We start from the raw sequence: 19,684 nt of genomic DNA, 5'->3' as shown, positions 1-19,684 counted from the left end.
AATGGATATGAACGAAATCAAAGAGATCTTCTTCCAGGAATGCGAGGAGCAACTCGCCGAACTGGAATCGGGTCTGCTGAAGCTCAATGACGGCGACCGCGATCCGGAAACGGTCAATGCGGTGTTCCGTGCGGTGCACTCGATCAAGGGTGGCGCCGGCGCTTTCGGGCTCGATGACCTCGTCTCCTTCGCGCATGTGTTCGAGACGACCCTTGATTGCGTTCGTTCCAACCGGCTCGATCCGGGACCGGAGGTTCTGAAGGTAATGCTGAAGTCGGCCGACGTGCTGGCCGACMTGACCAATGCCGCGCGCGATGGCGGCAGCGTCGACGAGGCGCGCAGCCGTCAGCTCATCAAGGAGCTCGAAGCTCTGGCAAACGGTGAAGTGCCGCAGGCGTCAGCTGCACCGGTTGAGCCCGTTGCCAAGCCGGTCGCCGCCGTGGCTCCGCCGCCGGTCAATGACGAAGGCTTCCAGCCGGTCGCCTTCTCCTTCGACGACTTCGAAGCGGACGAAGAGCCACCACTGATGGAAACGCCCACCTATGAGATCGTCTTCAAGCCGAAGTCCGATCTCTACGCCAAGGGCAATGAGGCAACGCTGCTTCTGCGCGACCTCTCCCGCCTCGGCGAGATGAGCATCCATTGCGACATGGGCGCACTGCCGACGCTCGATCGGCTGAGCCCGGAGAGCGCTTATTTCTTCTGGAAGATCTCGCTCAAGACCGACAAGGGCGAGGACGCCATCCGCTCCGTCTTCGAATTCGCCGAGTGGGATTGCGACCTTGAGATTTCTCTCGTCGAGGACGAGGCCGCGCAGTCGGGCGAAGAGCTGCCGATGCAGCCGGTGCCGTTCGATCTGTCGATCCTTGATGATGAACCGGCGGTTTCCGTCGGTGTCGTCGAGGAGGAGGAACAGCTCGCGGTCCAGCAGCAGGAAATCCGCAATGCTGCGGTTTCCGCCGCAGGCACCGCCAGCAACGTGCTGCAGATGGCCCAGTCCGCCGCGCGGGCGCCGGCCGAGAAGTCGACGCCAGCCGCCAGTGCCGCAGCGCAGAGCGCTGCTGCCCAGCAGGCTGCCGCATCGGCCGCCACACCGACGATCCGCGTCGATCTCGACCGTGTCGATCGTCTGATCAACCTCGTCGGCGAGCTCGTCATCAACCAGGCGATGCTCTCGCAGAGCGTCGTCGAAAACGACGCCAACGGCACGTCCTCGATCAACATGGGCCTCGAAGAGCTGCAGCAGCTCACCCGCGAGATCCAGGACTCAGTGATGGCGATCCGAGCCCAGCCGGTAAAGCCGGTGTTCCAGCGCATGTCGCGCATCGTTCGCGAAATCGCCGACATGACCGGCAAGTCGGTCCGCCTGATCACCGAAGGCGAGAACACCGAGGTCGACAAGACGGTCATCGACAAGCTGGCCGAGCCGTTGACCCACATGATCCGCAACGCGGTCGACCATGGCCTCGAAACGCCGGAGAAGCGCCTTGCTGCGGGCAAGAGCGCCGAAGGCACCGTGCGCCTGACGGCCAAGCATCGTTCCGGCCGCATCGTCATCGAGCTTGCCGACGACGGCGCCGGCATCAACCGCGAGAAGGTGCGCCAGAAGGCGATCGACAACGACCTGATCGCGGCCGACGCCAACCTTTCGGACGAAGAGATCGACAACCTGATCTTCCACGCCGGCTTCTCGACGGCGGACAAGATCTCCGACATATCCGGCCGTGGCGTCGGCATGGACGTGGTCAAGCGCTCGATCCAGGCGCTCGGCGGTCGCATCAACATCTCTTCGAAGCCGGGCCACGGTTCGGTCTTCACGATGAGCCTGCCGCTGACGCTCGCCGTGCTCGACGGCATGGTGGTCACTGTCGCCAACCAGACGCTCGTCGTACCGCTGACCGCGATCGTCGAGACCTTGCAGCCTGAGGCGTCGGCGATCCACTCCTTCGGCTCCAACCAGCGGCTGATCTCGATCCGCAACTCGTTCTGCCCGCTGGTCGACGTCGGTCGCATCCTCAACTTCCGCGCCATCCAGGCGAACCCGGTCGAGGGCGTCGCGCTGCTGGTGGAATCGGAAGGCGGCGGCCAGCGTGCCCTGATGGTCGATGCGATCCAGGGTCAGCGCCAGGTCGTGATCAAGAGCCTCGAGGCCAACTACACCCACGTGCCGGGCATCGCTGCCGCGACCATCCTCGGCGACGGCCGCGTGGCGCTCATCCTCGATGTCGATGCGATCGTCGCCGCCTCGCGCGGGCAATCGCTGAAGCCTGAAATGTCACTTGCTGCTGTCGGATAATGACAATGACCTATGCCGCAAAAAATCTGACGGACGGGCGGGAGCTGATCGCTTTCCGTGTCGGCGCTCAGGAATTCTGCGTGAACATCATGTCGGTGCGCGAGATTCGTGGCTGGACGCCCGCGACGCCGATGCCGCATGCGCCACCTTATGTCCTCGGCGTGATCAACCTGCGTGGTGCCGTGCTGCCGATCGTCGATCTTTCGGCTCGTCTCGGCATGACCCCGGCCGATCCGACCGTCCGTCACGTCATCATCGTCGCGCAGGTAAAGAGCCAGGTCGTCGGCCTTCTGGTGGACGCCGTCTCCGACATCCTGACGATCACCGACGACAAGATCCAGCCGACGCCGGATGTCGTGTCGTCGGAGTTCGAGAAGAGCTTCGCTCGCGGTGTGCTCGCGATCGAAGGTCGAATGATCTGCCTCATTGAGCTGGAAGCCATCTTCCCGCAGGAAGAAAGGGAAGCCGCATGAGGAACCAGGTAGCGTTCGAACAGAAGCTGTCGCCGGACGAGTGTCTGGCAAGCGGCGAGTATCCCTTGACCCGTCGCGATCTCACCGAGATCGCCGCCATGATCTATGCGGATGCCGGCATCTACCTCAACGAGAGCAAGGCATCGCTGGTCTATTCGCGGCTGTCGAAGCACATCCGCAATCTCGGGCTCAAGGGTTTCCGTGACTATTGCCAGTTGGTTGCGTCACCCGCCGGTGCCGCCGCGCGCCGCGACATGCTCTCGCACCTGACGACGAACTTCACGCGGTTCTTTCGCGAGAACCATCACTTCGAACACCTGAAGACCGAGGTGCTGCCGGAACTGATCGCCCGTGCCAAGGCAGGCGGTCGCGTGCGCATCTGGTCGGCGGCCTGCTCGGACGGGCAGGAGCCCTATTCGATCGCACTGACGGTTCTGTCGCTGCTGCCGAATGCGGCCGACTACGACTTCCGGATCCTTGCGACCGATATCGACCCGAAGATCCTGGCGCTCGCCCGCGCCGGGGCCTACGACGCTACGGCGCTTGAGACCGTCAATCCGGCCATGCGCAAGCAGTGGTTCTCCGAAGTCAATGCCGGTGGCCGCTTCAAGTGGCAGATCGACGATCGCGTCAAGCGGCTGATCACCTTCAACGAGCTGAACCTGATGGCGCAATGGCCGTTCAAGGGTCCGTTCGACGTGATCTTCTGCCGCAACGTCGTCATCTATTTCGACGAGCCGACGCAGATGAAGATCTGGTCGCGCTTCGCCGGCATGCTGAACACCGACGGTCACCTTTATATAGGCCATTCCGAGCGCGTGTCGGGTGACGCCAAGTCCCACTTCGACAACATCGGCATCACCACATACCGCCACACCGGCAAATTTCATGGAGGACGGGCATGACCGCTCCCGCTCGTGTTCTCGTCGTTGACGACTCCGCCACCATGCGTGGCCTGATCACCGCCGTCCTCAACGCCGATCCTGACGTGACCGTCGTCGGTCAGGCCGCCGATGCCATGGAAGCACGTCAGGCGATCAAGCAGCTCGACCCCGATGTCGTCACCCTCGACATCGAAATGCCGAACATGAACGGCCTCGAATTCCTCGACAAGATCATGCGGCTTCGGCCAATGCCGGTCATCATGGTTTCGACGCTGACCCACAAGGGGGCCGAAGCCACGATCGCCGCACTCGAGATCGGTGCCTTCGATTGCGTCGGCAAGCCGCATCCGGGCGATCCTCATCCCTTCGCCGGCCTCGTCGACAAGGTGAAGGCTGCCGCCCGCTCGCAGCGCAAATTCATCATCACCGGCAACAAGGTTGCCGCTGCTCCTGCTGCCGCCAATGCAAACACGGCTTCGGAATACCGGGCCGGCCGCAAGATCATTGCCATCGGCGCCTCGACCGGTGGCGTGGAAGCGCTGATCACGGTGCTGCAGAAATTCCCGGCCAATTGCCCACCGACCGTGATCACCCAGCACATGCCGCACACCTTCACCAGAAGCTTTGCCGAGCGGCTGAACCGCCTGTGCGCGCCGGCGGTGCAGGAGGCGACGGACGGCGCGCGGCTCGAAATCGGCAAGGTCTATCTGGCGCCCGGTGGCGAGCGCCATCTGCAGGTCGCCAATCCCACGGCACCCTGCTGCCGGCTGGTCGATCGTGATCCGGTCAACGGACATCGCCCGTCGGTGGATGTGTTGTTTGATTCCGTTGCTGAACTCGCCGGCCGCAACGCGATCGGCGTCATTCTGACCGGCATGGGGCGCGATGGCGCCTCCGGCCTCCTGAAAATGCGGCATGCCGGGGCAAAGACCTTCGGACAAAACGAAAAGACATGTGTCGTCTACGGCATGCCGAGAGTCGCCTATGAATTGGGCGCCGTTGAAACCCAGCTCCCCCTCGGATCCATCGGGGAGGAGGTCCTGAAAGCAGCGGCGCTCCGCAAGGAAGGAAGCGAATAATGTCCATCGCCGAAAAAATCAAAGTTCTGATCGTCGACGATCAGGTCACCAGCCGCCTGCTCCTGGGTGACGCCCTGCAGCAGCTCGGCTTCAAGCAGATCACAGCCGCCGGTGACGGGGAGCAGGGCATGAAGATCATGGCCCAGAACCCGCATCATCTGGTGATCTCTGACTTCAACATGCCGAAGATGGACGGCCTCGGCCTCTTGCAGGCGGTCCGCTCCAACCCGACGACCAAGAAGGCCGCCTTCATCATCCTTACGGCCCAGGGAGACCGTGCCCTGGTTCAGAAGGCTGCGGCCCTCGGTGCCAACAACGTGCTCGCCAAGCCCTTCACCATCGAAAAGATGAAGGCTGCAATCGAAGCCGTATTCGGGGCGCTTAAATGAACATGGAAGCCGCCGGCAAGCGCGTGCATGTCATCCAGGGCGAGTACAAGGTCTTCAACGATCCCAACATCGTGCTGTCGACCATTCTCGGCTCCTGCGTGGCTGCGTGCATGCGCGACCCCGTGGTCGGCGTCGGCGGCATGAATCACTTCCTGCTGCCCGGTTCCGCGACGTCGCCTGCTTCCGGCGGCGACGCGACCCGCTACGGGGTTCATCTGATGGAACTCCTGATCAACGGGCTGCTGAAGCAGGGGGCACGCCGAGATCGTCTCGAAGCCAAGATCTTTGGTGGGGCCAAGACGATCGCGCGCTTCTCCAATGTGGGCGAACAGAATGCCGCTTTCGCGCGGCAGTTTCTGCTCGATGAAGGCATCCGCATCGTTGGGGAGAGCACTGGCGGCGAGCACGGCCGCAAGCTCGAATACTGGCCGTCCAGCGGCCGGGCTCGGCAATATGCCCTGACCGGCGTCGAGACGCAGCGCACCGTGCAGATGGAGGAGCGCCCGATCATCGCGCCGAAGCCGGCCGAAAGCTCGATCGAATTCTTCTGATCCTGCGAGGCTGGCGCCTCGCAGGCCGCAATACGACCTTCTACCGAAGCCCCGAGCCACGTGAGACATACCAATGCAGACCGACTACCAGGGCCACATGCCGCACGTGGAAGAAGCACTGCCCGAAGTGCTGATGCGAATCGTCACCGAACTGCATGACGTCGCCTACCTGATCGAACGGATCGAACCGCAACTCCTGGGCGACGAGGGCGTTGATGCGCTCGACAATCCGGACAAGATGATGGTGCTGCAGGGGATCGACCTTGCCGTGCAGAAGACGCGCGGCCTCGCCGAGTTCATCGATACCATCACGTCGTCGATCCCCGACGACTGGCTGGTGGACGTGACCACCGCCGTCAGCCTCGTCAAGCTTGCCGATATGAAGAAGGCACTTGGCAACGGCATGTTGCGCCACGGCCACTCCCAGCCGCTGACCAAGGCAGCCGGCGATTTCGAGGCCTTCTAGGGCGCGCCTGAAGTCTGCGCGACGCGCGGCACTCGCAATAGGTTCGTAAAATCAGTTGCTTGCGGTGCGCGGGTCAGCGCGCCACGCATGCCGCGTGCCCCGGATATCCGTCTCTGCAGGCGCTTCTCAGTCGGTGGATAACCCCGCCGATATCGCCACGTGGTCTGCCGTCCGAGCCGATCAAGCCAATTTCGCGCAAGTTTCGTTTCCTACGGTCCCGACCGGGGCTGGTAGATTCGCGCGCATTGGAAGTCGATACGAAGCATGTCGATACCCAGCAAACCCGAATGTTGGAACTGCGCAGGGCGTTCGGCCGATGACCGGCTCGAAGACCTTGCGATACTGGGTGCGGAAACAGAATGAGTCTGTTGGATCAACTCTCGACGGTCACGAAGAACCTGAGCAATCTCGGGCAAGGCAAGCTGATCGCGCTCGCGGCAGCCGGCGTTGTCGCCGTCGGCCTGGTGCTCGGGGCAGGCATTTACGTCAACAGACCCTCGTTCGAGACGCTCTATGTCGGGCTCGAACGCAGCGATGTCACCCAGATCAGCATCGCGCTGGCTGAGGCCAATATCGACTTCAATGTCGGCTCCGATGGCGCAAGCCTTCAGGTCCCCGTCGGCATGACGAGCAAGGCCCGTCTGCTGCTTGCTGAGCGCGGCCTGCCGAGCAGCGCCAATGCCGGCTACGAACTCTTCGATAATGTCGGTTCGCTCGGCCTCACCTCCTTCATGCAGGAAGTGACGCGCGTCCGTGCGCTCGAAGGCGAAATCGGTCGCACCATCCAGCAGATCTCGGGCATCGCCGCCGCCCGTGTCCACATCGTGATGCCGGAGCGGGGCAGCTTCCGCAAGGCGGACCAGAATCCCACCGCTTCGGTCATGATTCGCGCCAGTGCCACCGTTGGCCGCAGCGCTGCCGCCTCGATCCGTCACCTCGTCGCCTCTTCCGTACCGGGGCTCGATGTCGATGACGTGACCGTGCTCGATTCGACCGGGCAGCTGCTCGCCTCTGGCGACGACCCGGCCAACAGCGCCCTCAACCAATCGCTCGGCGTCGTCCAGAACGTACAGTCCGAGCTTGAGAAGAAGATCGACAATGCGCTGGCGCCCTTCCTCGGAATGGACAATTTCCGCTCCAGCGTCACGGCGCGTCTGAACACCGACACGCAGCAGATCCAGGAAACGGTCTTCGATCCGGAATCGCGGGTCGAGCGCTCCACGCGCGTGACCAAGGAAGAACAGAAGTCCAGCCAGCAGCAGCCGGACAATGCCGCGACGGTACAGCAGAACATTCCTCAGGCCGCCCCGAAGGGCGGTGCCGGCCCGCAGTCGAGCGATCAGGCCGAAAAGAAGGAAGAGCAGACCAACTACGAGATCAACAGCAAGACGATCGCCACCGTCAAGAACAGCTACACGGTCGAGCGCCTCTCTGTTGCGGTCGTGGTCAACCGTGGCCGCCTGGCCGCTATGGTTGGCGAACCTGCCGACCAGGCGAAGATCGACGCCTATCTGGCCGACATGCAGAAGATCGTCGCATCCGCCGCCGGTCTCGATACCGCGCGCGGCGACGTCGTGACCCTGACCGCCATGGACTTCGTCGAAACGCAATTGCTCGACCAGGCTGTCGCTGGCCCCGGCGTCATGGAAACGCTGACCCGCAATCTCGGCGGCATCATCAATGCCCTCGCCTTCATCGTGGTTGCCGCCCTCGTTGTCTGGGGCATGCGACCGCTGGCTCGCCAGCTCGGCTTCGGCAGCAATGCCGGCCAACTGGAAGGCGAAGCAGCCGGTCTCGAACTGCCCGACTTCTCTCCGGCGACCGCCGGTGCCGGTGGGGCGCTTATGGACGGCTTTGGGTCGGACTTCGGCTTCGACAGCACCGACGACCTGCTCAACATGGGCGAGGATGGTGGCTTCAACCGCCGCGTCAAGGAAGGGCCGGAAAGGCGTCTGGCCCGGATGGTCGAGATCAGCGAGGAACGCGCGGCGAAGATCCTGCGCAAATGGGCCCTCGACAAGGCCGCCTGATGCCGCCGCAGCCAGTGCCGCACACAGCAGATCCCGCCCTCAAGGCGGGATTTGTGTTTTTAGCGCGGCTGCTTCGCGCGTCACGGTGGCGTTCATGTTCGGCGCAAATATTATGAGAGTCCCACCGCGTCCGTCGCCTTCGCTGCCAATTTGCTTCAAGTTTCGAAGCGAGGTCGTCGAGTCCCGTCGTATGCCGCAGATGGTAATATTTTAACGTTATCTTAATTTATAGATTCCGCGCGCGCGCATGGCGTGCATTGCGGATGGGCATCTACTATGCCGGAATTCGTCTATACATAGTCAAATGAAAATATAACTTTGAAATAGTCATTAGTTATTCTGAAGAAATCACAATTTATATATCGGTAAAATGAGAAGGAACTGAAAATCTCCTGGTGCATTTCAGCAACAGCTGGCAATTCAAAGTATAATTTCTTCAGGTTCTAATTTTCAAAGAGCGACAATAAACGCCCGTTTCATGGGCAAAATGCCGCCGATGGCGCTACCCCGGATCGCCAAGCTGGCACGGAAACGTCGATCGATCTGGGAGAAACATGTTTTCTGTCAATACGTTGCGCCTTCGTGTCGTCGACGGGCATCGCTGGGCCGAGCGTGCAAAGCGCGCTTGGGTCGAATCGACCCATGCACGGGATGTGAAGTAAATAGCCAGAACAGGGCGGTGGCATTTTTCTCGCGGCGATGTACATTTTTAACAGTTGATTCGCGTCCTGATCTGCGACTGGTGGTAATATTCGGCTTCGGCCGGCTGTTGGCGGCGACAGTGCAAGTGCAGTTCCGGGATGGGAATCCGGTACAGGGGCTGAACTCATGAACATTTCGCAAGCAGACATCGCTGTCTGGCCTTTGCCGACGGCGCCGACACGTGCACGCGGCGGCGGCTTCACGCGCGAGCAGCTTTTGCGAAGGCTCGGGGATATTGCCGGGCGGGGCGCTCTGGGCAGCGGCCTGGCGGCATTGACCGAATATGTCGGCGCGGGCCACTATCTCCTGGCGCGTTACGACCTGTCGCAGGACAACGGGCTCGATTTCGTGGTCTGTTCCGATTGGCCCTTCGATGTCGTTCGACGTCTCTCCGGCGTCGTCACGTCGCTGCACGCCAAGACGACCGAACTGGAGAAGTGCCTGGCGGTGTTGCAGCCCTGCTTCTACGCACTGCCGGATGATATCGATCTGCCGCGCGGCATGAGCCGCGAATATTGTGCGATCACCTTTAACGTCGGACGCCTGCGCTTCTCGTTGATGCTGCTCGTCCCCGAAGACGTGATCCTTTCGCAGGAGAGCCTGCGGGACGTCACGCTGCTTGCCGGTTATCTCGCAAGCTTCACCACCCGCGCAGAAGTCCGACATGACCGAGACTTCGAGCTGACGGAGCGCGAACTGGAATGCCTGTTCTGGATCGCCGAGGGCAAGACCAGCGAAGAGATCGCGGTGATCCTCGGAATCTCGCGCAACACCATCAACAACTACATCACCAGCGTCATGCGCAAGACTGCGACCAGGACGCGATCGGAAGCGATTGCTTACGCGGTGCGCAACAATCTTGTGTAAGGAACCGGCGCGATGACCCATTTTCTCGGTGGCGGGCGGATCGACGACGAACAAAAGCTTGCCAGACAGGGTAACCGCGCCGCGCGTGCCGCGACCTTGGTCACGCGTCTTCAAGCCATGCAGCGGCAGATCAATGCCAAGCACTTCGCCGTGCTGCGTCTCAACGGCAAGGGAACGGCGCGAAAGTTGACCTGTGTCCTCGACAACTGGGGCCTTTCGGCCGAAGCGAATGCGCATGATCTCGTCAGCACCTACGGCGAGGAGCTGATTGCCCACCTCGACCGATCCCTGCTGCCGGTGCTTTGGAACGGGGCAGGGGAGCACCAGGCGGCCGAGGTCTTCGACCTTGCGCCTTTTGCGCATCGGCTGAAGGCCCGAAAGCTATCCTTTTCCGGCATCGCCTTTCCCGTCAGGCTCGGCGCCCAGGGCAACGGCTACGTGATCTTTGCCGGCAATTATGTCGATGCCTCGACGGAACAGGTGGTGGACCTGCACGGCCGCAGCTGCATGATCATGACCGACCTTCTGGCCGCCGACGAAAAGCGCATGGCGCCGGCCGAAACGCTCAGCGACCGCGAGATCGCCTGCCTGCAGATGGCAGGCGACGGCCATATCAGCGAAGAGATTGCCGAGCGCATGGGCCTCTCCGTCCACACGGTCAACGCCTATCTGGGGGCGGCGACGACCAAGCTCGATTCGGTCAACCGCATCCAGGCGATCGCCAAGGCGATCCGCCTTGGTTACATCAGCTAGAACCTGGCAGGGCTGTCCGCTCCGCAAGGGTCTTGAGTACTGGCGCGTCGGAAAAATGCGGACGCGCTTAAGCGGCTCCCTCAGCTGGCGAGCGGCAATTCGTAGGACTTGATGAACTTGGCGTCCGCCAGGCTTCGTGCCAGGAAGGCGGTGTTTTCATCCGGGTCGGCCGACGGATTCTGGAAGCTGATATGGCTGATCTCGATGCCGGCCGTCTCGTTGCCGAGGGACAGGCGGACATAGATGGTGACGCCACGGGGCTTGAGCTCCAGGTCGAGGACGATTTCCGGCTCGCAATCCCAATCCAGATTGTAGTTGCCGCCGAGGCCGAAGTTGACCGTGCCTGGCAGAAAGTAGAGTTCTGCCGCCGACTCGACCAGATCAGCGAGGCTGGCATAGGACTCGAACCGCAAGAGTGCGATGAAATCAGCGGCGTCGATCAGACGCAGTTCGGTCGCCACGGGGCGAATTGCTTCAGCTACGATCTGTTCCCGCTTCTCGGAGAATTCGCACTTTTTCATCGGAGTTATGTCATCCGTTTTGGTTGCGATGCATGCACCCGGTGAATGAGTTCGGCAACAGCCTTGTAAAACACCGGTGGAATCACACTATCGACCGAGACTTGTGCAAACATGGAGCGCGCAAGCGGCGGGTCCTCGAACACCGGCACACCGTTTTTCTCTGCGATCTCACGGATTTTCAGGGCAACCAGATCCTGGCCCATCGCCACGACGATCGGCGCGTCGCTTTCCTCGCGCACATAGCGCAAGGCGACGGCGTAGTGGGTCGGGTTGGCGATCACCAGCGTGGCACGCGGAACGGACGAGATCATGCGCTTGCGTGCGCGATCACGCTGCATCGAGCGCAGGCGCGACTTGACGATCGGATCGCCTTGGGCCTGCTTCATTTCCTCCTTCACCTCCTGCTTGGTCATCATCAGTTCGGTGTACCAATGGTGCCGTGACCAGAAGAGGTCGGCGATCGCCAGCACTGCGGTCGCAAACAGGATGACGATCATGATCTCGTTGAGATCGCTCGCCATCGTCGAAAACATGGTGACCGGATCGGAGAACATCAGGTCGAGCGTCGCGAAGTAATCGTCCCACAGCACCAGGACGACGACGATGGAGACGATGATGATCTTGAACAGCGATTTGCCGAACTCGACCAGTCCCTGGACACCGAAGATGCGCTTGAAACCGCCCATCGGCGAAATACGGTTCAGTTTCGGCTGGATACGGTCCAGTACTGGGCGCGGCAGGTTCTGGAAGATCGAGGAGCCGACGCCGAAAAGGATGAGCAGCACGAAGGCCGGCACGAGCAGCGCGGTCGATTTCCACGCAAGATGGGTGATGAGCGCCACCACGTCCGTCGCGTTTTCCAGCCGCCACGCTTCGGGTTGCTCGAAGATGTCCTTCAAGGCCTCCGCCATGGTGCTGACGCCGTCGGCAAGGAAGAAGACGAAGAAGATGTAGATCGCGAGCGTTGAGGCGAACATTGTCGCCTCGCGGGAGAAGGGCACATTACCCTTCTCGGCGGCGTCGGAGATCTTCTTCTCGGACGGGGCCTCTGTTTTGCTGTCTTTATCCTGATCATCAGACATGAAGCAGGAAGGCTCCGGTTACATCCAGGCAGCGTTGATCGCGCTTTCTTCAGCGCCGCGGGTCTCTTCAGACGTGCAAACGTCGCTGCAAGACGTCGGGCCGCCGCATATTCCTCAAGATCGATGTCGATCCAGGGAAATGCAGTAGTGAACCGGGAAGGCAGGGCAGGCAAGCGCTGAGCCCCGGCATTCGCCAGGGCTCAACAGGAAATAAGGTGAGGAAGGTGCGCGCCGGCCGTCCGTGCGGCGGGCTGTCCGCAAGCGCGTGTCGGGTCAGGCCGCTTGCGCGTCCTTTTCCTTGAGTTCGAGTTGGCCGCTTGCGGCCAGTCGAATGGCTTCCTGGGTGATCGAACGCCGTGCGATCGCGATGTCGCGCGGGTTGATGCCGGCGTCGCCCATGGCGAGGTCGGATTCGATCATGCGGCGCTGACGGGCGCCGATCGAGGCGAGCACCGATTCGCGCAGTTCTCCCGTCGATCCGCGCAGCGCCATCGTGATGATGTCCGTCGACACGTCGTTGAAGAGTTGAACGCGGCTGCGTTGCGGCATGTAGAGCACGTCGTCGAAGAGGAAGATCTTCGGGCGCACCTTGTTGGCGGACGCGGTGCTGAGCGATTCGAGCGACGCGAGCAGGGTGTCCACTTGCGGCTTGTCGAGTTCGTTCATCACCTCGGCGATCTTGGCCGGGCCGGCGGAATTGCGTTCCGCTTCCATCTCGCCGATCATTTCCAGGACGCGTTTCTCGATGATCGCGGCCGCCTTGGAGTTGACGTCCTTCATGTTGACGGCACGCTTCAGGATGTCCGGCCGCTGCTCTTCGGAAAGTTGCAGCAGGACCTTGGCGCCAAAGCCCGAAGGCATCATCGACAGCACGTAGGCGATCGTCTGCGGGTGTTCCTTGGCAAGCTGCATCGATACGGCCACCGGATCGCATTCCTGCAGGCGGTCCCAGATGCTGGCTTCGTAGGATTGGAAGGTGGCGCGGCGGCCGAGCAGGCCGTCGACCTCGTCGGGGGTCAGGCCTTCTTCGAGGATGCTTTCGATCGCCTTGGCATTGTCCATCAGCCCAGCGCCCTCGGTGAAGAGGTCTTCGAACTCGTTGACGAGGGCTTCCAGCTCATGCGGCGGGATGGCGCGCAGCGATTGAGCCGCAGCGATGATCGACTGCAGCTCGCTCTGGGTGAAGAACTTCAAGAGCTTGCTTGCGACGCCCTTGCCCATGGCAAGCAGAACGGCCGCCGCCTTGTCCGTCTGGCTGAGCGGCCTTGATAGCGCCTGAGCCTCGAAACTTTCGAAATCCATCATGGATTTATCCTTCGCCCGATCATCGGGCTCTATGACTTCTTGCTGCCCTTGATCTCGATGAGTTTGACGCCGAACCGGGTGTCGTCGCCTTCGAGAACGGTAATTTCGCCGCGGCCGATCACCCGGCCGTTGACCATGATCTCGACCGGTTCGCCAATCCGGCGATCCAGTGCGATCGTCGCACCTTCACTCAGGTTCATCAGGCCGGAAACCTGCATGCGGCTGGTGCCGAGCACGATCTGGACATCGATCGGGATATCCATGATGAGGTCGAGATTGGCCGTCATGCCGCTTCCGGGCGGCGCGTCGATCACGGCATCAGCGCCGTCGAAGGACGTCGCGCCGAAATCCGTACCGCCGAAATCGCTCGAAGCGGAACCGCCGCCGAGATCGGCGCCGAAGTCGCTGCCGCCGAAATCGCCGCCGAATGCGTCGAGGCCGCCGGCCGGTGCGCCGAATTCGCTGCCGAACTCGGTTCCCGCGCCAATGGCTTCGCCGCCGAATTCCGAGCCAAAGGCTGCCGGCGCATCCGAATCCTGCTTGAGGACACCGCGCAGGTCATTGATCGCCTGGTCGAGTTCCATGTCTCCGACAGCGGCTTCTGCCTGTTCGTTGATGGGTGCTTTTTTGGGTGCCATGTGAGAACTATTCCAGTTGAAGCTTGCCTCAGGCATGCTGCGAGCGCGCGGCAGGCCGATTTAACTCATGATGTGGCGAAGGATGTCCTGCTCGGAGCCATGGGTATCCTTGACCCGAACCGTGTATTTCGATCCCGATCGCCCGAATTCGCAGACATAGAGATCGCGACCGTTGGCGTTGACGTCGACGCGAACGTCCTGGGCGTCATGGAAGGGAATGACGTCGCCTGCCTGCAGCCGGCTGATCGTTTCGAGCGTCAGGCTTTCGAGCCGGATGCGCGCCTCGATCGTGACGGCGGAACGGCGGACCTGTTCCTCGAGCTGCTCGGTCCATTCGGCCTTCGCCTTGCGCTGCTGGCCGCTGCCCTTCGGGAAGACGATCGTGGTCTTCAAGAGGACGCTCTGCGGGACGATGACGGAGAAGGTGGACAGGACAGGGCCGAAGCCGATCGTCATGTCGATGGCGCCCGCATGGATGTCCTCGATCATTGGATCGGCCTTGGGACGCGACACGCTGTTGAGCGGGCGTTCGACGATAGGTTCGAAACCGCCAGGCGCGTTGACGGCGGTGCGCAGCACGTCGGCGATCTTTTCGAAAAGCGGTACGGCGACGTCGATCTCGATCTGGGAAAGTGCGCGCGGCTGCGGCTCCTCGATGCCTTCAGGCTCGGCACCGAGCAACGCCTCGACGAGAGTGATGATGATCGGGCTGTCGCAGGCGACCTGGAAATCCGCGCACCAGTTGCGCAACGACACGTCGCTGATCACCACGCCGGTACCAAGGCCGGCGATCAGCTGCTGGCGGAGCCCCGTTCGGAAACCGGCATAGCCGATCGTGACGTCGAGGCCCGTCTCCGCCCGGCAGATGTCGGGCAGGAATTCGCCGAAGACCTGGCCGAGCTCAAGTGCCAGCCGGCCGATCACCTTGTCGTCGCCGAGCGCGCCGGTCATGCGCGCCAGGAGTTTCCGGTCGAATGCGTGAACGTTGGATGTTGCGGAATTCATGGGATCAAGCCGCCTTGCTTTCGCCGCCGCCGCCGGGGTTCATCATTTCCTGCTCGACCGCATCGATCGACGGACGCTCGTAGGCCGAGATGGTCTTGCGGCCGTATTCGAGCGCAACCTGCGGCACCGAACCGTTCATGTAGGCAAGCAGCGTCTGCTTGACGATGATGTAGAGGCGGTTCTGCTTCTCACGGACGGACTTGATGTTGGCGACCAGCGGCGCGACGATCGAATAGGACAGGAACACGCCAAGCAGCGTGCCGACGAGTGCGGCTGCGATCTTGGCGCCGAGAACTTCCGGCGCCTCGCTGATCGCGCCCATCGCCTTGATGACGCCGAGAACGGCCGCGACGATACCGATGGCTGGAAAGGCGTCGCCCATCGTGTTCAGCGCGTGATAGCACTTCATCTTGTCGTGGGTGATGGTCTGGATTTCTTCGTCCATCAGCGCTTCGATCTCGTGCGAACGGGCATTGCCGATGATGATCAGGCGCACGTAGTCGCAGATGAAGGCGGTCAGTTCCTTGTTCTTCAGAACCGTCGGCGCTGCCTGGAAGATCGAGGATTCTTCCGGGTTGTCGATGTGGCTTTCGATCTCGTTGCGCGACTTGGTGCGCAGGTCCCGCATCAGCGAATAGAGAACGCCGAGCGTGTCGAGATATTCGCGCTCCTTCGGCACCCGGTGGCGAAAGGCTTCACCCAGCGCCTTGCCGGTATCCTTCACCACCTTCATCGAGTTGGCCATGATAAAGCCGCCGATGCCGGCACCGCCGATGATCAGCAGTTCGAAGGGCTGGTTGAGGACCTCCATGTGGCCGCCCATGGCCAGATAGCCGCCGAGAATACAGCCGAACGTCACAAGAAGCCCGATGATGATGTTCATTTTCGATACCTGTCGCGATCTTATTTTCCACAAACGGGATACGGTTTCATGCTTGCGTGAGGCTGGCCGGTACGGGCGATGGGAGCATTCATCGGAACAGGTTCGCGCAAGGCTATCCGGTCAGGATTTGGCAAGGCAGGGCGCATGCTCTGTCTGTGTCATTCCGGCAGGGGCAAACCGATCGTGACCACGACCTATACGAGCTACAAGCTGATAACGGCCGACTTGAGCAAGTCGTTGGCCCGTGTTGCCGAGCAGCCGGATGTGGCCCGCGAGACGGAGTACTACCTGTCGAAAATCGGCGACGTCAAAACGATCGACGACTTCTTTGCCGATAGCAGGCTCTACAACTACGCCATGAAGGCTCACGGCCTCGAAGACATGGGCTATGCCAAGGCTTTCATGCGCAAGGTGCTGACCGAAGGCATCGACAAGGATGACGCCTTCGCCAACAAGCTGACCGACAACCGCTACAAGCAGCTCGTCGAATCGCTGAATTTCGCCGCTCACGGCGCGGCCGCCACATCCTTCGATCGCGCACAGAAGGGCGTCGCCGACAAATACGCCCGCCAGACGCTGGAGCAGAATGCCGGCGAAGAGAATGCCGGCGTGCGGCTTGCCCTCTATTTCTCGCGCATGGCGCCGACGATCAGCAGTGGTTATGAGATCATCGCCGACGAGGCGCTGGCCCAGGTGGTGCGCACGGCGCTGCAACTGCCTGACGAATTCGCCGCGACCGATGTCGATCGTCAGGCCGAGGCCTATGAAGAAGCGATCGATTTCAAGGACTTCCAGAGCCCGAGCAAACTGACCGAGTTTCTCGACCGATTCGCGGCGCTCTGGGAAACTAAAAATTCAACGGACGGTTATGATCCGCTCGCAGTCTTCGGTTCTTCGAGCGGCTACGGCATCTCTTCCGATCTTCTCCTGTCCATCAACAGCCTGAAACTCGGGGGACGCTGAACGTGCAGACCGGTCTTTACGTCGCGATTTCGTCGCAGATGGCGCTCGAAAAGCGCCTCAACACACTTGCCGACAACATCGCGAATGCCAACACCGTCGGTTTCCGTGGCACTGAAGTGAAGTTCAACCAGATGCTCGGCGATACGAAGCCGACAAAGGTTGCCTATGTCAGCAAGGGCGAGGAATTCCTGAACACCAACAACGGTTCGCTGACGCGCACCGGCGGGGCGCTCGACTTCGCCGTCAAGGGTGACGCCTGGTTTCAGATCGAGACGCCGGCTGGCCCGGCCCTGACGCGGGACGGTCGCTTCACCCTGACGGATGCCGGCGAACTCGTCACGATCCGCGGCTATCCGGTGCTCGATGCCGGCGGCGCGCCGATCCAGCTCAACGGCAATGGCGGTGAAATCACCGTCGGGGCCGATGGCGCGCTCCACCAGAACGGTGTCGCTGTCGCCTCGCTCGGCCTCTATCAGGCCGATTTCAGCAACGGCTTCGTGCGTCTCGACAACAGCGCCGTGCAGCCGGCGATGCAGCCGGAGGCAGTGGTCGACCGTTTCGACGTCGGCGTGATGCAGGGCTTCCTCGAGGAGTCGAACGTCAACGCCATCCAGGAAATGTCGCAGCTGATCATGGTCACGCGCGCCTTCGACAACATCACGTCCCTGTTGCGTGACAGCGAAGGATCGCTCGAGGAAGCGGTCAAGACGCTCGGCGGCAGTCGCTAATTTCTGACGGATACCGGCATGCAACGCGAAGGCCTGAAGACAAGCACGGGATCGACCTCTCTGGCAGCACTTGCCGGCCTCGTCGAGCGCTATGCAAAGCCCGAATTCTCGATCGCCCCCGGCGGTCACGTGCAGACGATTTCGCCCGGTCACTATACGGTGACCGGCCTGTCGCGGCATGTGCGGCTCGGAGATTTCGTCGCCCACAAGAGCGTCACCGGAACGCATCTCGGCGAGGTGGTGCGGGTTGAGCCGGAGCGGGTGGTCGTCTGCCCGATCGAACCGGGCGATCCGATCGGCATCCATGATACGGTCATCCGCAAGGGAGCCTTCCGCGTCGCGCCGACCGACCAATGGTGCGGCCGTGCCATCAATGCACTCGGCGAGCCGATCGATGGTCTCGGGCCGCTGCTGCAGGGCGACGTGCGCCGTTCGATCTCCAACACCGCACCGCCGTCGATGAGCCGCAAACGGGTCGAGAAGGGCTTTCTTACCGGCGTAAGGGCGATCGACATCTTTTCGCCTCTCTGCCTTGGCCAGCGCCTCGGCATTTTCGCCGGCTCCGGTGTCGGCAAGTCGACGCTTCTTTCGATGCTGGCGCGCGCAGACGCCTTCGACAAGGTGGTGATAGCGCTCGTCGGAGAGCGCGGCCGCGAAGTGCGCGAATTCATCGAGGATACGCTCGGCGACAATCTCGCGAAGTCCGTCGCCGTGGTGGCAACCAGCGACGAAAGCCCGATGCTGCGCAAGATGGCGCCGCTGACGGCCGTCACCATTGCCGAGCACTATCGTGACAATGGCGACAATGTGCTCTTGATCGTCGACAGCGTCACCCGCTTCGCTCACGCGATCCGCGAGGTCGCGACGGCTTCCGGCGAGCCACCGATCGCCCGCGGATACCCAGCCTCGGTCTTCACCGAGTTGCCCCGTCTGTTGGAGCGCGCCGGTCCCGGCACCGAAGGCTCGGGCACGATCACCGCGATCATCTCCATCCTCGTTGATGGCGACAACCACAACGATCCGGTCGCCGACTCGACCCGTGGCATTCTCGATGGCCACATCGTGCTCGAGCGCAGCCTTGCGGAAGAGGGGCGTTACCCGCCGATCAACCCGCTCGCATCGATTTCGCGTCTGGCGCGCAAGGCCTGGACGCCGGATCAGGAAAAGCTGGTGGCGCGCCTGAAGGCGCTGATCCACCGCTTCGAAGAAACCCGCGACCTTCGCCTCATCGGCGGTTACCGCCCCGGCGGCGATCCCGACCTCGATATGGCGATCAAGCAGGTGCCGGTCATCTATGACGTGCTGACACAGACCGCCGGCGAGCGCCCGGCGCAGGACGCATTTGCCGATCTCGCCAATGCCTTGAAGGCGGCGGCGATGGGCAATCAACCGGGCGCGAGAGCGAGGTGATGGCGGTGACCGATTACGAAGCGGACGAAATGGTTCATCAGCGCAAGCGCACCAGCCGCATGCCGATGACCGACAAGTTCCTGGCCGCGACCGGTGTCGCGCTGGCCGCCTTTGCGACGTTCTTTCCCTGGTATGCCTTCTTCCATCAGGACAAGTTCACCATGCCGCCGCTCTGGCAGGGGTCGACCCGCGATCTGCCGGAGCGTGCCGCCCGCAACGTCGTTTCGGTCTCGCCGCTGGCAATGCCCGACGGCGACGGCGAGACGCTTGCCGCGATCGACCAGTTGACGACGGCGACCGTGCCCGGCATCGGCGATGGCCCAGGCCCGGAAGGGACTGCCGCGGAAGAGGGACTTTTTCAGCCCTTCCCCGGCAAGTCGGGCTTCAAGCTGATGCATGTCGCTAACGGCCGGGCGCTGATCGAGGACGCGAGCGGCATGTATATCGTGCGCATCGGTTCCGTCCTGCCCGACAACACGCGTCTTGCCACGCTCGAGCAGCGCGATGGCCAGTGGGTGATGATCACGTCGTCCGGCGAAGTCTACCAGGCCAACTGAGCAAGCCTCACATCGTCTGAGCTGACGGCCGCGTATCTCTTGAGATGCGCGGCGCGCTGCTCTTTGCCCCGCCGGCCGGCAGCGGGACGCAAACGTTCCTGT

General features: G+C 62.0%; 20 protein-coding genes. 14 read left to right on the top strand and 6 right to left on the bottom strand.

Annotated elements, in window-relative coordinates; genetic code table 11:
- The first annotated feature begins 1 nt into the window (after position 1).
- From AB4Z53_RS02580 to visR, 10 genes are all read left to right on the top strand, one after another.
- Positions 2 to 2,296, top strand: coding sequence for a chemotaxis protein CheA (locus tag AB4Z53_RS02580; protein ID WP_441594508.1), 2,295 nt, complete (start codon positions 2 to 4; stop codon positions 2,294 to 2,296).
- Between the two features lie 5 nt (positions 2,297 to 2,301).
- On the top strand, positions 2,302 to 2,769 hold the full coding sequence (locus AB4Z53_RS02575) for a chemotaxis protein CheW (protein ID WP_113536449.1): 468 nt from the start codon (positions 2,302 to 2,304) through the stop codon (positions 2,767 to 2,769).
- On the top strand, positions 2,766 to 3,674 hold the full coding sequence (gene cheR / locus AB4Z53_RS02570) for a protein-glutamate O-methyltransferase CheR (RefSeq protein ID WP_441594507.1): 909 nt from the start codon (positions 2,766 to 2,768) through the stop codon (positions 3,672 to 3,674). The genes AB4Z53_RS02575 and cheR overlap by 4 nt, the downstream gene beginning before the upstream one ends.
- Complete coding sequence (locus tag AB4Z53_RS02565; protein ID WP_113536447.1) at positions 3,671 to 4,732, top strand: protein-glutamate methylesterase/protein-glutamine glutaminase; 1,062 nt, start codon at positions 3,671 to 3,673, stop codon at positions 4,730 to 4,732. Before cheR ends, AB4Z53_RS02565 begins: the two co-directional genes overlap by 4 nt.
- Positions 4,732 to 5,121 carry a response regulator gene (locus tag AB4Z53_RS02560; protein WP_034851752.1) on the top strand — a complete coding sequence of 130 codons (390 nt, stop codon included), beginning with the start codon at positions 4,732 to 4,734 and terminating at the stop codon, positions 5,119 to 5,121. The genes AB4Z53_RS02565 and AB4Z53_RS02560 overlap by 1 nt, the downstream gene beginning before the upstream one ends.
- A complete protein-coding gene (gene cheD / locus AB4Z53_RS02555) occupies positions 5,118 to 5,672 on the top strand; it encodes a chemoreceptor glutamine deamidase CheD (protein WP_113536446.1) in 555 nt (184 codons plus the stop codon). The genes AB4Z53_RS02560 and cheD overlap by 4 nt, the downstream gene beginning before the upstream one ends.
- A 73-nt stretch (positions 5,673 to 5,745) precedes the next feature.
- Positions 5,746 to 6,138, top strand: coding sequence for a chemotaxis protein CheT (cheT, locus tag AB4Z53_RS02550; RefSeq protein WP_291152877.1), 393 nt, complete (start codon positions 5,746 to 5,748; stop codon positions 6,136 to 6,138).
- 359 nt (positions 6,139 to 6,497) lie between these two features.
- On the top strand, positions 6,498 to 8,168 hold the full coding sequence (fliF, locus tag AB4Z53_RS02545; RefSeq protein WP_113536444.1) for a flagellar basal-body MS-ring/collar protein FliF: 1,671 nt from the start codon (positions 6,498 to 6,500) through the stop codon (positions 8,166 to 8,168).
- Positions 8,169 to 8,996: 828 nt separating this feature from the next.
- Positions 8,997 to 9,737: a transcriptional regulator VisN gene (gene visN, locus AB4Z53_RS02540; RefSeq protein ID WP_291152873.1), complete on the top strand. Its 741-nt coding sequence runs from the start codon at positions 8,997 to 8,999 to the stop codon at positions 9,735 to 9,737.
- Between the two features lie 12 nt (positions 9,738 to 9,749).
- Positions 9,750 to 10,490 (top strand): transcriptional regulator VisR, encoded by a 741-nt coding sequence (gene visR / locus AB4Z53_RS02535; protein ID WP_441594503.1) that lies wholly within the window; start codon positions 9,750 to 9,752, stop codon positions 10,488 to 10,490.
- 80 nt (positions 10,491 to 10,570) lie between these two features.
- Here visR and AB4Z53_RS02530 read toward each other — a convergent pair whose 3' ends face one another.
- The 6 genes from AB4Z53_RS02530 to motA form a co-directional block, all read right to left on the bottom strand.
- On the bottom strand, positions 10,571 to 11,011 hold the full coding sequence (locus AB4Z53_RS02530) for a hypothetical protein (RefSeq protein ID WP_065372397.1): 441 nt from the start codon (positions 11,009 to 11,011) through the stop codon (positions 10,571 to 10,573).
- Positions 11,012 to 11,016: 5 nt separating this feature from the next.
- Positions 11,017 to 12,093 (bottom strand): flagellar biosynthesis protein FlhB, encoded by a 1,077-nt coding sequence (gene flhB, locus AB4Z53_RS02525; RefSeq protein ID WP_113536441.1) that lies wholly within the window; start codon positions 12,091 to 12,093, stop codon positions 11,017 to 11,019.
- Positions 12,094 to 12,366: 273 nt separating this feature from the next.
- Positions 12,367 to 13,398 (bottom strand): flagellar motor switch protein FliG, encoded by a 1,032-nt coding sequence (gene fliG, locus AB4Z53_RS02520; RefSeq protein WP_113536440.1) that lies wholly within the window; start codon positions 13,396 to 13,398, stop codon positions 12,367 to 12,369.
- Positions 13,399 to 13,427: 29 nt separating this feature from the next.
- Entirely contained in the window at positions 13,428 to 14,072 is a 645-nt protein-coding gene (fliN, locus tag AB4Z53_RS02515) for a flagellar motor switch protein FliN (RefSeq protein WP_291162659.1), read from the bottom strand.
- A 24-nt stretch (positions 14,073 to 14,096) separates the two neighbouring features.
- Positions 14,097 to 15,041, bottom strand: coding sequence for a FliM/FliN family flagellar motor switch protein (locus AB4Z53_RS02510; RefSeq protein ID WP_113536438.1), 945 nt, complete (start codon positions 15,039 to 15,041; stop codon positions 14,097 to 14,099).
- 4 nt (positions 15,042 to 15,045) lie between these two features.
- Positions 15,046 to 15,924, bottom strand: a complete 879-nt coding sequence (gene motA / locus AB4Z53_RS02505) for a flagellar motor stator protein MotA (RefSeq protein ID WP_113132131.1) — start codon at positions 15,922 to 15,924, stop codon at positions 15,046 to 15,048.
- 183 nt (positions 15,925 to 16,107) lie between these two features.
- On the opposite strand from motA, the gene AB4Z53_RS02500 reads away from it, so the two are divergent.
- The 4 genes from AB4Z53_RS02500 to AB4Z53_RS02485 are packed head-to-tail and all read left to right on the top strand — an operon-like array spanning position 16,108 to position 19,582.
- Positions 16,108 to 16,887, top strand: coding sequence for a DUF1217 domain-containing protein (locus AB4Z53_RS02500; RefSeq protein ID WP_113536757.1), 780 nt, complete (start codon positions 16,108 to 16,110; stop codon positions 16,885 to 16,887).
- Positions 16,888 to 16,889: 2 nt separating this feature from the next.
- Positions 16,890 to 17,615, top strand: coding sequence for a flagellar basal-body rod protein FlgF (gene flgF, locus AB4Z53_RS02495; RefSeq protein WP_113536437.1), 726 nt, complete (start codon positions 16,890 to 16,892; stop codon positions 17,613 to 17,615).
- Positions 17,616 to 17,633: 18 nt separating this feature from the next.
- Positions 17,634 to 19,025 (top strand): flagellar protein export ATPase FliI, encoded by a 1,392-nt coding sequence (gene fliI, locus AB4Z53_RS02490; protein WP_291162648.1) that lies wholly within the window; start codon positions 17,634 to 17,636, stop codon positions 19,023 to 19,025.
- On the top strand, positions 19,025 to 19,582 hold the full coding sequence (locus AB4Z53_RS02485; RefSeq protein ID WP_441594499.1) for a flagellar protein: 558 nt from the start codon (positions 19,025 to 19,027) through the stop codon (positions 19,580 to 19,582). Before fliI ends, AB4Z53_RS02485 begins: the two co-directional genes overlap by 1 nt.
- Positions 19,583 to 19,684 lie beyond the last annotated feature (102 nt).

The sequence above is a fragment of the Ensifer sp. 2TAB8 genome, assembly GCF_052115125.1.
GTDB lineage: Bacteria > Pseudomonadota > Alphaproteobacteria > Rhizobiales > Rhizobiaceae > Ensifer.
This window is presented reverse-complemented; position numbering and strand designations above follow the sequence as displayed.

Excerpts from the sequence above, each read along its gene's own strand:
- AB4Z53_RS02575 (WP_113536449.1), top strand. The coding sequence starts at position 2,302 with ATGACCTATGCCGCAAAAAATCTGACGGACGGGCGGGAGCTGATCGCT.
- cheR (WP_441594507.1), top strand. The coding sequence starts at position 2,766 with ATGAGGAACCAGGTAGCGTTCGAACAGAAGCTGTCGCCGGACGAGTGT.
- AB4Z53_RS02565 (WP_113536447.1), top strand. The coding sequence starts at position 3,671 with ATGACCGCTCCCGCTCGTGTTCTCGTCGTTGACGACTCCGCCACCATG.
- AB4Z53_RS02560 (WP_034851752.1), top strand. The coding sequence starts at position 4,732 with ATGTCCATCGCCGAAAAAATCAAAGTTCTGATCGTCGACGATCAGGTC.
- cheD (WP_113536446.1), top strand. The coding sequence starts at position 5,118 with ATGAACATGGAAGCCGCCGGCAAGCGCGTGCATGTCATCCAGGGCGAG.
- cheT (WP_291152877.1), top strand. The coding sequence starts at position 5,746 with ATGCAGACCGACTACCAGGGCCACATGCCGCACGTGGAAGAAGCACTG.
- fliF (WP_113536444.1), top strand. The coding sequence starts at position 6,498 with ATGAGTCTGTTGGATCAACTCTCGACGGTCACGAAGAACCTGAGCAAT.
- visN (WP_291152873.1), top strand. The coding sequence starts at position 8,997 with ATGAACATTTCGCAAGCAGACATCGCTGTCTGGCCTTTGCCGACGGCG.
- visR (WP_441594503.1), top strand. The coding sequence starts at position 9,750 with ATGACCCATTTTCTCGGTGGCGGGCGGATCGACGACGAACAAAAGCTT.
- AB4Z53_RS02530 (WP_065372397.1), bottom strand. The coding sequence starts at position 11,011 with ATGAAAAAGTGCGAATTCTCCGAGAAGCGGGAACAGATCGTAGCTGAA.
- flhB (WP_113536441.1), bottom strand. The coding sequence starts at position 12,093 with ATGTCTGATGATCAGGATAAAGACAGCAAAACAGAGGCCCCGTCCGAG.
- fliG (WP_113536440.1), bottom strand. The coding sequence starts at position 13,398 with ATGATGGATTTCGAAAGTTTCGAGGCTCAGGCGCTATCAAGGCCGCTC.
- fliN (WP_291162659.1), bottom strand. The coding sequence starts at position 14,072 with ATGCCTGAGGCAAGCTTCAACTGGAATAGTTCTCACATGGCACCCAAA.
- AB4Z53_RS02510 (WP_113536438.1), bottom strand. The coding sequence starts at position 15,041 with ATGAATTCCGCAACATCCAACGTTCACGCATTCGACCGGAAACTCCTG.
- motA (WP_113132131.1), bottom strand. The coding sequence starts at position 15,924 with ATGAACATCATCATCGGGCTTCTTGTGACGTTCGGCTGTATTCTCGGC.
- fliI (WP_291162648.1), top strand. The coding sequence starts at position 17,634 with ATGCAACGCGAAGGCCTGAAGACAAGCACGGGATCGACCTCTCTGGCA.
- AB4Z53_RS02485 (WP_441594499.1), top strand. The coding sequence starts at position 19,025 with ATGGCGGTGACCGATTACGAAGCGGACGAAATGGTTCATCAGCGCAAG.